At 55.8% G+C, this 13693-nt stretch carries 12 protein-coding genes and 1 pseudogene; 3 read left to right on the forward strand and 10 right to left on the reverse strand.

The features are described from left to right. Window positions 1-71: 71 nt before the first annotated feature. Genes ABK821_RS23345 through ABK821_RS23360 form a run of 4 tightly spaced genes read right to left on the reverse strand, consistent with a single transcriptional unit; the run spans window position 72 to window position 3048 of the window. The gene (locus ABK821_RS23345) at window positions 72-833 is read right to left on the reverse strand and encodes an amino acid ABC transporter ATP-binding protein (RefSeq protein ID WP_138359064.1); all 762 of its coding nucleotides are present in this window, start codon (window positions 831-833) and stop codon (window positions 72-74) included. Continuing rightward, complete coding sequence (locus tag ABK821_RS23350) at window positions 826-1491, reverse strand: amino acid ABC transporter permease (protein WP_138359066.1); 666 nt, start codon at window positions 1489-1491, stop codon at window positions 826-828. The genes ABK821_RS23345 and ABK821_RS23350 overlap by 8 nt, the downstream gene beginning before the upstream one ends. Window positions 1492-1505: 14 nt before the next feature. Next, window positions 1506-2147, reverse strand: a complete 642-nt coding sequence (locus ABK821_RS23355; protein WP_138359068.1) for an amino acid ABC transporter permease — start codon at window positions 2145-2147, stop codon at window positions 1506-1508. Window positions 2148-2196: 49 nt separating this feature from the next. Then, the gene (locus ABK821_RS23360; RefSeq protein WP_395034178.1) at window positions 2197-3048 is read right to left on the reverse strand and encodes a transporter substrate-binding domain-containing protein; all 852 of its coding nucleotides are present in this window, start codon (window positions 3046-3048) and stop codon (window positions 2197-2199) included. A 368-nt stretch (window positions 3049-3416) separates the two neighbouring features. On the opposite strand from ABK821_RS23360, the gene ABK821_RS23365 reads away from it, so the two are divergent. Then, window positions 3417-4880: a PLP-dependent aminotransferase family protein gene (locus ABK821_RS23365; protein ID WP_138359072.1), complete on the forward strand. Its 1464-nt coding sequence runs from the start codon at window positions 3417-3419 to the stop codon at window positions 4878-4880. 181 nt (window positions 4881-5061) lie between these two features. Here ABK821_RS23365 and ABK821_RS23370 read toward each other — a convergent pair whose 3' ends face one another. The 6 genes from ABK821_RS23370 to ABK821_RS23395 are packed head-to-tail and all read right to left on the reverse strand — an operon-like array spanning window position 5062 to window position 11841. Further along, window positions 5062-6246: an amidase gene (locus ABK821_RS23370; RefSeq protein ID WP_142501701.1), complete on the reverse strand. Its 1185-nt coding sequence runs from the start codon at window positions 6244-6246 to the stop codon at window positions 5062-5064. An 18-nt stretch (window positions 6247-6264) separates the two neighbouring features. Then, window positions 6265-7275 carry an ABC transporter ATP-binding protein gene (locus ABK821_RS23375; protein ID WP_395034179.1) on the reverse strand — a complete coding sequence of 337 codons (1011 nt, stop codon included), beginning with the start codon at window positions 7273-7275 and terminating at the stop codon, window positions 6265-6267. After that, a complete protein-coding gene (locus tag ABK821_RS23380) occupies window positions 7265-8305 on the reverse strand; it encodes an ABC transporter ATP-binding protein (RefSeq protein ID WP_138359078.1) in 1041 nt (346 codons plus the stop codon). The genes ABK821_RS23375 and ABK821_RS23380 overlap by 11 nt, the downstream gene beginning before the upstream one ends. A gap of 3 nt (window positions 8306-8308) precedes the next feature. Then, window positions 8309-9202 (reverse strand): ABC transporter permease, encoded by an 894-nt coding sequence (locus tag ABK821_RS23385; RefSeq protein ID WP_138359080.1) that lies wholly within the window; start codon window positions 9200-9202, stop codon window positions 8309-8311. Between the two features lie 2 nt (window positions 9203-9204). After that, window positions 9205-10158 (reverse strand): ABC transporter permease, encoded by a 954-nt coding sequence (locus ABK821_RS23390; RefSeq protein WP_395034180.1) that lies wholly within the window; start codon window positions 10156-10158, stop codon window positions 9205-9207. An 18-nt stretch (window positions 10159-10176) separates the two neighbouring features. Continuing rightward, window positions 10177-11841, reverse strand: a complete 1665-nt coding sequence (locus ABK821_RS23395; RefSeq protein WP_343178832.1) for an ABC transporter substrate-binding protein — start codon at window positions 11839-11841, stop codon at window positions 10177-10179. A 323-nt stretch (window positions 11842-12164) separates the two neighbouring features. Here ABK821_RS23395 and ABK821_RS23400 point away from each other — a divergent pair, with 323 nt between their 5' ends. Together ABK821_RS23400 and ABK821_RS23405 are read left to right on the forward strand one after the other, a co-directional pair. Continuing rightward, window positions 12165-13280 carry a YbdK family carboxylate-amine ligase gene (locus ABK821_RS23400; RefSeq protein WP_395034181.1) on the forward strand — a complete coding sequence of 372 codons (1116 nt, stop codon included), beginning with the start codon at window positions 12165-12167 and terminating at the stop codon, window positions 13278-13280. A gap of 54 nt (window positions 13281-13334) precedes the next feature. Next, window positions 13335-13472: pseudogene (locus ABK821_RS23405) on the forward strand (hypothetical protein); the annotation flags it as partial. Window positions 13473-13693 lie beyond the last annotated feature (221 nt).

Raw genomic sequence — 13693 nt, forward strand, 5'->3', positions numbered from 1 at the left:
TGCCAATCCGTAGCCCCGGTGCGCAGCGCCACCGGGGAGATCGGCCGCAGAGGATGGGGCCCGGCGTCTTATTACCGGCTACTCTGCAAAAACTGCCTGACACGTTCGGAATCCGGGTTGGTGAAAAACTTCTCCGGCGGCGCTTTCTCAATCAACAAGCCCTTCTCGAGAAACACCACCTCATCCGACACCTGGCGCGCGAAATCCATCTCATGGGTCACCACTACCATGGTATAACCTTCGGCGGCCAGCGCTTTCATTACCCCCAGCACCTCATTTACCAGCTCGGGATCCAGCGCCGATGTCGGTTCATCAAACAGGATCACCTCCGGCGACATCGCCAGCGAACGGGCTATCGCCACCCGCTGCTTCTGGCCGCCAGAGAGCGTAATGGGATACACGTCCGCTTTATGCGCCATCCCTACTTTTTCCAGTTGCTGCATGGCGATAGCTTTCGCTTCGTCACGTTTCATCCCCTTCACGTGCAGCAGCGCCTCACTGACGTTCTGCTGCACCGTCAGGTGCGGCCACAGGTTAAAGCTCTGAAACACCATTCCTACCCGCTCGCGGATTTTCGACAGCTGACGATGGGACATCGCCCGGCCATTCTGTTCATCAATACCCAGGCGTTGACCGCTAATGTGGATTTCGCCGCGATCCGGCTGTTCCAGCCAGTTCATACAACGCAATAGCGTCGATTTACCCGACCCCGACGAACCAAGGATGCTCACCACGGTTCCCTTTTCCACCGTCAGGTTGATATCACGAAGAACCTCAACGTTATCGAACTGTTTAGAGACGTTTTTGACGCTTACAGCAGTCGTATCATGCATGACTCATTCCTCTTCTGGCTCCCCAGGCGCTCAGGCGTTTAATCAGCAGTTCCAGCAGGATGCTGATCGCCCAATAGAGCCCAATCGCGACGATAAAAGCGTTAAACGGGATAAAATAAGTGGCCTGGACGCTATTGGCCGCGGCGGTGATCTCCTGAACGGTAATAATGCTCAGGAAAGCGGTATCTTTCAGGCAAATAATCAGTTGATTCCCCATTAGCGGTAACGCGGAAGACAGAATATTAGGCAGAATAATGCGACGGAATATTTTATATCGCGAAAAACCCTGCGCGACCGCCGCTTCAATGTAGCCGCCGGAAAATACCCGCCGCTGGCTGCGTAATATTTCGAAAAAATAGGCGCCATGGTAGATAATTAAAGCCAGTAATCCGGCGGTCCAGGGCTCCATACTGATACCGACTTCCGGCAGACCGTAATAGAGCAAATAGGCCAGAATCAAAAATGGAATCGCCCGCATTAAACTGACAAAACCAATAATGATCCTGTTAAGGGTTTTCTTTTGATATTCGGTGAAATAACACAGCACAATGCCGATAATTAATCCGCTAATCGCTGCAATAATAAATAATTCAAGGGTGGCGAATAAACCGGCAATAAAGCTGTCGCGCACCGACCAGATAACGGCCCACTGATTCATAGCTCCTCCTGTTTTTATCGCGCCAGGCGTTTCGCTTTACGTTCCGCCATCCCCTGCAGTTTTAGCAGCAGGCCAATAATCACCACATACAGCAGCCCTGCCGCCAGAATCGGCGAAAGCGGTTCATAGGTGACCGAGGAAATTCGGTTGGTCACACGGGTCAGATCCACGACGCCAATCACCGCAATCGCCGGACTGCCTTTAATCAGGAACGACATTTCGTTAACCAGTGCAGGCAGGCTTTCAATCCACATTTGCGGCAACATGATATAGCGGAAATAGGCCCAACGACGCATCCCCACCGATTCCGCCGCTTCTCGCTGTTCGCGGGGAAAGGTGCGAAAGGCGTTGCGCCAGATTTCCGCGTTAAACGCGGAAGTATTCAGCGTCAGCGCCACAATCGCCGCGATGTTTTTATCGAGATGAATTCCCATCGTCGGCAAAGAGAGAAACAAAAACAGCACCAGCGTCACTAGCGGCGTGGCGCGGGCAAGGCTGATATAGACCACCAGCAGTTGGTCGATAACCGGTATGCGTAACATCCGTACCAGTGCGATCAGCAGGCCGATCGCCACCCCAAAAGCGATAGCGATGACCGAAATCCAGAGGGTCGTCCATGCGCCTTCAATCAGTAACTGCCAGGAAATTGCATCCATGAAACCCTCCTTCTGCTTAACAGGCGGCGGTTACCCGCCGCGAAACACATTACAGACCCGCTAATTTATGGAACTGTTCCGGACTGGTGATCGGCTCCGTCGGCAGATCGTCATAGGTTTCGCCAAACCACTTTCTCTGTAGTTCCGCAAGCTTGCCGGTCTCCTTCATGTGGTTCATAAATTTGGTCATATAAGCCAGCAGCTGCGGCGAGCTTTTGGGGATTGGCCATGCCATATAGCCCGGCCCGGACACCGCCAGACCTTTGGCGAACACCTTCGGCTTGCTCTTCACCAGATCGTTGACTGAGATAACCACGTTAATCACGTAATCCAGGCGTTTATTGGCGAGGTCGGCATAGGCTTCAGGGTAGGAGGGATACTCCACCACTGGTCCCAGCTTGCCACCGGTTTTCTCCAGCATCGCTTTCAGTTCCGGCAGACGAGCCAACAGCGCGCTGCCCGCCTGAACGCCCACTTTTTTACCGCTGAGTTCGGCAATCGTATTCAGTGAATTATCGCCGGCGCGTTTAACAAAATAGTGCTGGGCGGACGCCCACGGCGGCGTAAAATTAAAGACTTTCAGGCGATCATCGGTAATTACCGCCCCGGTTAAAGCCATATCGTACTGGCCCGTAGAGACCGCCGCTAATAATCCGGTCCACGGCAGAATGCTCTGGTCGACATGGAATTTCGCGTATTTGCGTAATTCATCGAGCATATCTTTGTTAAAGCCATCTGCCTGGCCGTTATTCATAAAGTTAAAAGGCGCGTAATCATCTTCGGTCGCGACTTTCAGGGTGCCGGATTTTTCGATTTCCGGGAGATCTGCGGCTACCGCATGATAAGAAAAGGCCATCGCCATAATGGCGCCCAGACAAATTGAACCTAATGATTTTTTCATCAATCCACCCCTAATTAATTCGCCAGACGTGTTCATTCCAGAACATGAAAAGGTTTGCAAAATATGTGCCGACGGAAACTCCGGTCCGCGACTGATGGATGCGTTGTCAAAACCCGCCCATCGCTACAGCCGGTTTGGACACGGACGGCGTAATACACCCAGAATGTACATGCAGTACATGAGGATACGGGCACTGTCCGGGGCCAAAATGGCAAATAAAATAGCCAGATGGGACTGGTTCTTACTGTAGGGAGCGTTTTAAATTTCCGGATAGAGCCAGATCCGTTGCGTGGATGTGTCAGTCATTCTCAGGGTGGTATGGAATTTGCTCCGGTTTATACATCGTGCGTTTGCGTAAGGAGCTAAATATGATCCGCCACCTGTTACATGTTGATTTCGACCCGCGCCGCGGTTTGCAGGAGCAGGTGCGCGAGACGCTGATTAACGCCATTCTGGGCGGTATTTTTTCCGCCGATATGCCGCTCCCCTCCTGCCGTCAGTTGGCCAACCAGTTGCGGGTATCGCGCAACACCACCGCCCTGGTTTTTGAAAGCCTGGTGAACGAGGGATACCTGATCAGCCGCCCGCGTAGCGGCTATTATCTGCATCCGCATTATCAGCATCCGCCTTCCGCCACCGTGGAGGCTGCACCGCAGCGCGAATGTTCTGCACCATGCTGGGGCGCCCGGTTGCAAATCACGCCCAGCCAGCAGGAGTCGATTCTTAAACCGGCTGGCTGGATGAACTACCGTTATCCGTTTATCTACGGCCAACCGGATACCCGTCAGTTTCCGCTGGCGACCTGGCGCTCGGCGGCGAACTGGCTGCACGGCGGCGTGCGCGATCCGGCGTGGGTAGTGGACCATATCGATCAGGATGTCCCGATGCTGATTGAGCAAATCCGCACCCGGGTGCTGCCCAAGCGCGGCATCGTCGCCGCACCGGATGAGATTCTGATTACCCTCGGTTCGCAAAACGCGCTCTATCTGCTGACCCGCCTGCTGATGTCATCGACGACACGGGTCGGTGTGGAAAATCCCTGTTTTCGCGAAGCGATTAATACCTTCCTGCTCGCCGATACCGATATTGTGCCGCATCCGGTGGATGAACAGGGGATCGTCCTTAATGACACGCCCTGCGATTATTACTATGTGACGCCCGGCCACCAGGTTCCCACCGGGGTAGCGATGAGCAAGGCGCGACGCAACCAGTTGCTGGAACATGCCGTTCGCCATGATGCGGTCATTATTGAGGACGATTACGACTCAGAAAGTAACTTTATGCTTAATCCGCTTCCGGCCCTCAAAGCCAGCGATCGCAGCGGCAGAGTGGTCTACGTCAGCAGCCTGTCAAAAGCGCTATCGCCGGGTCTGCGGTTGGGCTTTATGGTTGCCGATCCGGACCTGATCGATGAGGCTCGGGCGCTGCGGCGACTGGCGTACCGCCACCCGCCAACCAATATTCAGTATCAAATGGCCCATTTCCTTGCCCAGGGCCACTATGAAACGCATCTGCGGCGCTACCATTACGACTCTGCCCAGCGCTGGGATCGCCTCAATAACGCTCTGCAGCACCATCTCCCTGAGTGCCGGATCATTCCCGGTAGCGAACATGCCAACGCCTTCTGGCTGGCCACGCCGGCGCAAATCAACACCCAGCAACTCACCTGGCGCGCCGCCCATGCCGGGGTACTGATCGAGCCCGGCGCACGGCATTTTCTCAGCGATGCGCCGCCGGATAACTTCTTCCGGATGGGCTTTCATGCCATTAACCCTGACGCCATTGAACAAGGCGTGGAGGTGCTGCGCGGCCAGCTGGCGCAGATGGGTTAAGAGTCGGGTGCAAACACAATGTTATCAGCGGAATCCTATGCGCCTCCCTTGTGGGCTCCGCTGGTCATCTCCCTGCAAGGCAGGGCTATCGGGGCCTGGGGCCTCGCGGTATCAGAGACGCCCGCCGCAGCCGAGTTAATCGTTTTCTCTCTGTGGGGTCACCTGCGGAGTAATAAGGCGATCACGGCTCATTTCGCTCTCCCTGCATAAACGCAGCGGCCAGCTCAACCAGCAGACGATCGCTGCCCCGTGGCCCTAAAAATGAAATCCCCAGCGGCAGTCCCCCCGTCCGGGCGACCGGCAGCGTGACTTGCGGACGGCGGGTCATCACGGAAATTAACAGCAAATCGTGAGAAAGACGGCGCACGGCCTCAATCTCTTCCGCCTGCGCCGTCAGCAGCGGCGCGCCGTCGGGAACGGTCGGCATCACCAGTACCGCCTCTCCCAGTTGCACGTCCCACCAGGCAGTGAAACGCTCGCGCTGCTGACAGGCGGCTTCAAACTGCGCGCGAGTGACCCCTTTGCCCCAAAAAAATCGCTCGCGTACATCCGGCCCCAACTGCAGATCGTAGTGCTCGATGGTTTCCCCCTGCGCCTGCCACGCTTCGTAACCCTGAATCTGGCGGAAGGCGAGATAGATATCATCGCCATCCGGCAGCGGCGCACTCAGCGGCGTTATTGCGCCGAAAACGCGCCCAAGCCGTTGACGGACCGGTAACAGAGCCTGCTGACTGCGCAGCGGCAGGCAGGAAAACAGCCCATCATGGCTGGCCAGCCGCACCTTTGCGATATCCGGCCGCGCATCATTGAATAAACACGCGGCAACGGCAGAAAAGACCTCCGGTGAGCGCGCAAAGAAGCCGCAGGTATCCATGCTGGCGCACAGCGGCTGGCACCCCTCAAGGGAAAGGCGACCGTGGGTCGGGCGCAGGCCGAACAATCCGCAGTAGCTGGCGGGAGTGCGTACCGAGCCACCAGTATCGGTACCAAGAGCGAAATCACACACCTCGTTCGATACCGCCGACGCCGAACCGGACGACGAGCCGCCGGGAATATGATTCGGCGCAGCGCCGTTGCGCGGCGTGCCATAATGTACGTTGTGCCCGCTCATTGAGTACGCCAGCTCGCTGGTATGGGTTTTGCCAATAAAGCGCGCGCCGTTATCTAATAACGTTTGCACTACCGGCGCGGTGCGATTTTTTATCCCGGACAGCGCCAGCAGATGCGGATTGCCACCGCCGGTCGGGTAGCCCGCCACATCGAACAAATCTTTTACCGCAAAGGTCATGCCGCTCAGCGGGCCGTTTAACGCATGCACCACCGGGTGAGCCGGATACGGCATAAAGGCGCGTAGATCATCCTGCATAGTGGTTTTCTCCTGGCTTCAGGCATAAAGCGCCCGGTTTTCAACGGATGTACTCAGCTCCCGCCAGCGGTGGCAGCTCACCACATGACGCGCCTCGACCTGTTCCGTGGCTGGCTGATTTTGCGCGCAGGCGGGTTGTGCGTGCGGACAGCGTTCGGCAAACGCGCAGCCGGGCGGCAGACGAGATAAGTCAGGCGGTGCCCCCGGGATACAGTACAACGCATCGCCCTTTTTCAGCCCCTCTTTCGGACGACTGCCTAACAACACCTGGGTATAGGGATGCCGAGGACGGTATAAAATATCCTCAATCGACGCCTCTTCAACAATGCGTCCGGCGTACATCACCGCCACCCGGTCAGCGATCTCCGCCGCTGCCCCGATATCGTGAGTCACGAAGATAATCGACACATCGCGCTGCTTTTGCAGCTCGCGCAGCAGGATCAGGATCTGGATTTGTACCGTGGCATCGAGGGCGGTGGTTGGTTCATCCGCCAGCAGTAGTTGCGGATTGCAGGAGAGCGCCAGGGCAATCATCGCCCGCTGACGCATACCGCCGGACATCTCGTGCGGATAAGCATCCAGTCGCCGCTCGGGACTCGGAATACGCACCTGGCGCAACGCCTCCAGCGCCCGCTCCCGCGCCGCCTGACGCGACAGACCTTCGTGGCGACGCAGGCCTTCGACAATCTGCTGGCCTATGGTATAAACCGGATCGAAGGCCAGCAGAGGTTCCTGAAAAATCATCGCACAGCGCGCGCCGCGGTAGCGCCGCAGTTGCGAGGCGCTCATGGTCAGCACCTCTTCTTCTCCCACTCGCATCGTACCGGAAAGCACGCTGCTTTTTGGCGGATGCAGGCGCATCAAAGCGCGCAGCGTAACGCTTTTCCCGGACCCTGACTCACCGATCAACGCCATCACTTCACCTTTTTGCACATCAAAGGAAACGCCGTTAACCGCGTTGATCGTCTGACCATCGCGACGAAACGCAACCCGCAGATCACGAATATGGACATAAGCTTCATGCGACATGACCCACCTCCAGTACTGTAATGTTCTGATGCCAGGGTGATGCCGGCTGCGACATCAAACAGGCGCTTTGATGCTCTTCGCCGACGTTTTCCAGTACTGGTTTTATCTGGGAGCAGACAGCTCTGGCGTGCGGACAGCGGGTATGAAACCGGCAACCGGAAGGAGGGGAAATCGGGCTGGGCGGATCGCCGCTCAACGGCGAAGTCAGCGTGCGGTTATGTGGATCCATCGACGGCATCGAGCTTAGCAACGCGCGGGTATAAGGATGTGCCGATGCGGTAAACAGTCGCTCCGCAGGGCCAATCTCCACGACTTCACCGAGATACATCACCAGAATACGATCGGATAACCAACGCACCACGTGCAAATCGTGGCTGATAAACACATAGGTCAACTCCAGTGTGCGTTTCAATTCCTGTAGCAACTGCAGCACCTGCGCTTCAACCGATTTATCCAGCGCCGAGACGGCTTCATCCAGGATCACCAGTCGGGGCTTCATCGCCAGCGCGCGGGCGATATTGACGCGCTGCCGCTGACCGCCGGAGAGCGCATGCGGATAGCGGTGGGCAAATCGCTCCGGTTCCAGGCCAACATGCGCCAGCAGATAGCGGGAATATTCACTGGCTGCTCTGGCGCTGACGCCGTGTACCCGCTGACCGAACGCGATACTCTCTTCCATGGTCATGCGCGGGTTCAGCGAGGCGTAACTATCCTGGAAAACCATCTGTACCTGGCGGCGGTACTCTTTCATTGGCAGACGCGATGAACCGACTTCCAGACCATCAAAGATTAATTCACCGCTATCCTGTTTAAGTAACTGCATCAGCAGTCGTGCGGTGGTTGATTTACCGCAGCCCGACTCCCCCACAACGCCAAGTGTTTCGCCCTTGATCACCGAAAAACTGACGTCGTCCACCGCCTGTACCACTTCTCGCGCTTTACCGCTGACGGGAAAGTGTTTCAGTAGATTATTAACTTTCAGTAGCGGTTGAGCCGGTCCGCCAAGGTCGATATTGATAAAGGGTTGCATCGCTTACTCCTTAATCGCCATTGCCGCGCGCAGGCGGTCCGCGAGGATATTGAACGAAATGGAGGTAATAAAAATCATCAGGCCGGGCAGCGCCGCCACCCACGGCTGGGTATAAATCGCCGTGCGCAAGGTATTAAGCATTAGCCCCCACTCCGGCTCCGGCGGGCGAACGCCGAGCCCGAGGAATGAAAGCCCGGAGGCGAGGATCATGCACACCGAAATCAGCCCGGTGGAGAAGACGAAAATGGGCCCCAGCACATTGCCCAGCACCTGTACGCGAATGATAGTGAACGCACTGGCCCCAGTGGCCCGGGCGGCATCGATATAATCCATATGCCGCACCTGCGCGGTGACGCTTTCTGCAATACGCGCCACCTGTGGGACAAACACCAGCGTCAGCGAGAGCAGCGCATTACCGATCCCGGCACCTAACGCGCCGGAGAGCGCTATCGCCAGCAAAACCGAAGGGAAAGCGTAAAAGACGTCCACGGTACGCATAATAATAGTGTTGGTTTTTCCACCCGCATAGCCGGCGATAATGCCGATCGCCCCGCCAATAAAAAAAGCGAACACCACCGGAACAATCCCCATAAATAATGACAAGCGGGTGCCGAGAATGAGCCTTGATAGCATATCGCGCCCAAGCTCATCGGATCCCAGCGGGAAGCCGTCGGTGCCAATCGGCTTAAGGCGTAAAAACATCGACGTCTGATAGGGATCCTTGACGATCAGCCAGGGGCCAAATAGTGCAAGCGCCAGCAGAATACAAATGATCGCCCCAACAAAGACGCCACCAGGGTCACGCAGCAAACGACCGAACACACCGCGCCAGTAACCTTGTCTGGCGACCGCCGTCGAAGAGACGGGGATCTCTTTGCCCGTTGCGGTATCCACCATCGTCAGTTCCTCTTAATTCGCGGATCGAGGCTGGTTTGCAGAATATCCACCAGCAGGTTAAGCAGCACAAAGAACAGCGCCAGCACCCAGATAGTGCCCTGCAATAGCGGCAGATCGCGCTGGAAAATAGCGGTATTCAACAACAGACCCGTACCGGGCCAGGAGAAGACCGTCTCCACCAGAATTGAGCCCCCCATCAGATAGCCAACCTGCAGGCCCATCACTGCCAGAGCGGTCGGAGCAGCGTTTTTCACCACATGCAGAAAGATCCGCGACTCATTGAGCCCCCTGGCTCGCAGTCCGACAATAAATTCCTGACTGAGAATGTCCGCCACCTGTGAGCGGACAGTGCGGGCGATAATTCCGGTAGGGATCACCGACAGCGTAATGGCCGGCAGCAGCATAAATTGCAAATGCTCCCGGTCCCACTGCCAGCCCACTTCGCCGATCGGCCCGCCGCCGGTCGCGGGTAGCAGCGCTAATTTGACGCTAAAAACGATGACCAACAACATTCCCAGCCAGTAGTGCGGCACGCTGACGCCAAATACCGACAGTACCGATGCCAGACGATCAATTGCGCTGTTACGAAAGTAACCGGCGACAAAACCAAACAAACTACCCAGCACAAAACCGATAACCGTCGCCAGCAGCGCCAGGCGCAGAGAGTAAACAACTGCTGTCATCACCTCGTCGATAACCGGGCGTCCGGTGGCGACCGACATACCCAAATCGCCGTGCAGCGCGCGCCACAGCCAGTGAACAAACTGCAGCGGCAACGGTTTATCAAAACCGTAGGCTTGCATTAACGTCTGACGCAGCGCCTCCGAGGCGTCCGGCGGCATCACCGACACCAACGGGTCGCCTGGTGCTATCTGCACCAACATAAAACAGATCACCGCGACCCCGAGCATGGTAGGGACGGCCAGCAGGATGCGATATAGCAGCGTATTGATCATCTCTTGCTCCCGTTACGATCACTCTTTTTTGCTCACCAGACTCAAATCGATAAACCAGCTTTGCGGCTGAACCACCCCGGTGACGGCGGGCGATATCGCCCGCGGCCCCACATCGTGGGCGACAAACAGGAACGGCACCTGATCGACCAATGCGGTATGCAACTCGGCGGCGGCTTTATCCATGGCCTCCGGGGTAAAGGCATGTTTCACCGCCGTCGCCAGCTTTTCGGTCTCCGGGGTAGAGAAATAGCCCCAGTTGGTGGCTACCGGCGGGAAGGCTTTGGCGGTAGAGAAACGGATCATGCCGAAATAAGGGTCATTCACTGCAGCGCTGACGTTGATCGCGTCGATGCCTTTCGACGAGGGATCTTTCGCCCCGAGACGCCAGTTGGTAAACAGCGTGTTCCACTCATTGACTTTGATATCGACATTAAAGAAGCAGCTTTTCAGGCTCTGCTGGATGTACTCGTTCATTGGCAGCGGCTGCATCTGCCCGGAGCCAGATGCTGAAGTCGCGACCGTAACATGCAGCGGTTTACTGGCGCTAAACCCGGCCTCGGTCATCAGCTTACGAGCGGTGTCCGGGTCATATTTGATCTGAAAAGTGGGTTTACCATGCCACGGGCTATTCGCCTCGTAGACGCCGGTCGCCTCAGTCATATAGCCACCGAGATAGCTTTTAAGTTCCGCGCGGTTAAGACACAGGTTGGCGGCTTTACGCACGCGAATATCCCGCCACGGCGAACCTTTTTCGAAGGAAAACTGCCACGGCCAGAGGTGCGGCTGGCTATTTGCGTAGATTTTGAAGCCCTGGGCTTTAATTTGATCGACCGCGTCCGGGGCCGGGGCTTCAATCCAGTCCACCTGCTTCGAAAGCAGCGCCGCGGTGCGGGCGTTAGCCTCAGGAAGAGGAATCAGCACCACTTTATCCACACGCGGAATGCGATCTTTGTTCCAGTAATCAGGGTTTTTATCGAGGATCAACTGCTGGCGAGGCACCAGTTTTTCCATTTTGAACGGACCGCTGCCCACCGCATGGGCGGCGAACTCAGTCCATGCTTGCTTACTCCGGGCGGCGGTATCGCCAGTGCTGGCCGGTACCGCGTCATACCGTTTTTGCCACGCCGTCGGCGAGACGATAAACAGGTTGGTAATGTTATACGGCAGCAACGCATCCGGTTCGGAAGTGGTAAGCGCCACGGTGTGGTCATCAATCTTTTCCGCGCCGCTCAGGGTCGGCATCCGCGAGAGCGTATTGCCAATCTGGCCAGGAGCATACTGCGGCGCGCTTTTATTCAGCACCTTATCGACGTTCCAGACGATGGCATCGGCATTAACCTCAGTGCCATCATGAAACTTAACCCCCTGGCGCAGCGTGAAAATCCAGCGACTTTGATTTTGCGGATCAACGTGCCATTCGGTCGCCAGTCCCGGTACCAGGCCACTGGGCTTTTCACCTTGCGACAGATCCCACTCAACCAGCGCATCATACAGTGGAATACCGGTGAAACGGTTCCCCTCGAAGCCCTGGTCAGGCTGCCCGAGGGTCAGCGGGATGTCGGCGGCGGTCATGGCGATCCGTAACGTTGAGGCATAGGTCGACAAAGAGGCAAACAACGCCAATGCCCCGCTAACAGCAACGGCGAGATGGCATTTACGCGAAAGTAATTTTTTATTCAGCATCACATTGTCCCTGTTAAATATAAGTCACTATTTAACAGGCAAGATGCATACCAGTTCTGGATTTGTGGGAAATAGAGATAAAACGGCCGATAAAATAAGATAAACTTATTTTATCATCATGATTTAAATGGAAAAATAAATTAAACCTATCTTCTTGCACCACCAGCGGGAATGTTGTTGCACAATTGCACTAACCTATTTCCAACGGTAAAAAAATGATCGTCCGGCGTCATTTTATAAATCAACGTCACCCTGCATGCAACTTATCAGTAATCAATTCATACCTTCTATACTTCAGGGACTGTGCCAAAGAGGGAGTCGCTATGCCTTTACCCGATTTTCGCCGTTCCGAGCCTTTTACCCTCGGTATTGAACTGGAGCTGCAGGTCGTCACCCCGCCGGGCTACGATCTGATCCAGAACGCCTCCGCGCTGATTAATGATGTGCAAAACACGCTGAAAGCGGGCGAAGCCAAGCATGACATTACCGAAAGCATGCTGGAGATAACCACGGGGATATGCCGCGATATCCATCAGGCCACGGTACAACTGAGCGCGATTCAACAGGCGGTTCTGCGCGCCGCCGCCCGCCATCATCTGCAAATATGCGGCGGTGGAACGCATCCGTTTCAAACCTGGCAACGCCAGCAAATTAGCGACAACCCACGTTACCAGCAAACCGTCGAGCACTTTGGCTATCTGGCGCAACAGGCGACAATATTTGGCCAGCACGTGCATGTCGGTTGTCAAAACGGGGATGATGCGATTTATCTTCTGCATGGTCTGTCGCGCTTTGTCCCGCATTTTATCGCGTTAAGCGCGGCCTCTCCCTGGCTTGACGGTGCCGATAGCGGTTTTGCCTGCTCGCGGTTAAACCTTTTTGCCGCTTATCCTGATAACGGCCCGATGCCGTGGGTGAATAACTGGCAGGCTTTTCGCGGGCTGTTCCGCCGTCTGAGCTATAGCGGCATGATCGACAGCATGAAGGACCTGCACTGGGATATTCGCCCCAGCCCGCAGTTTGGTACCGTCGAAGTCCGGGTGATGGATACGCCGTTGACGATAAATCAGGCGGTGAATATTGCCGGGTTTATTCAGATTATTGCCTGCTGGCTGCTGACGGAACGTCCGTTTAAACATCAACCCGATGACTATTTACTCTATCCGTTCAATCGTTATCAGGCCTGCCGCTATGGCCTGGACGGTATCAATACCCATGTTCACAGCGGCGAGCAGCGAACATTTCGCGAAGAGATTTTACAACTGACGGAAAAACTGGCGCTCAGCGCCCGTCAACTGAATGCCAGCAATGCGCTGGAAGCGATTGCGCGCCAGGCGAAGCAGTCTCACAGTGAACCACAGCAAATGCGAGAGTTTGTCGCCAACGGCGGTTCATTAATCGGTCTGGTACAAAAGCAGTGTGAGATCTGGGCGACCTAGCGGCGATAAACGGTATACTGCAGGCTCTCGTGGTTTGCCTGGAATCCTGACGTCGTGCGCTTTTGCTCCCTCCTGCCGCTGTTGCTTTTATCTCTGCCCGCGTTTGCCAGCGGAAAATGCTCCCTCACCGATCCATCGTTGACGCTGCAAAGCTATACGGTGAATCCGCAGCGGGAGCGTATCGTTATGTACCGGGGAAAAAAAAGGACGGCAAGGCCTCAATGCCGTTCACTTAAGCAAATTATCGGTGTTGTCTTTTGTTTTATTTGCCTGTGGCAAACGCATTATCGGTGGTTCTGGCGAAAATGGCATTTTTCGTTTTCACCTGGTTTGGCTTAGTGGCCTGTTCCGTTCACTATAAATACGCGGATATTCGTTATATCCACAGCGTGTGAACGGGCAGGGGGACGTTT

The sequence above is a fragment of the Klebsiella sp. KE9456 genome (assembly GCF_043832615.1).
Taxonomy (GTDB): Bacteria; Pseudomonadota; Gammaproteobacteria; order Enterobacterales; family Enterobacteriaceae; genus Klebsiella; species Klebsiella indica.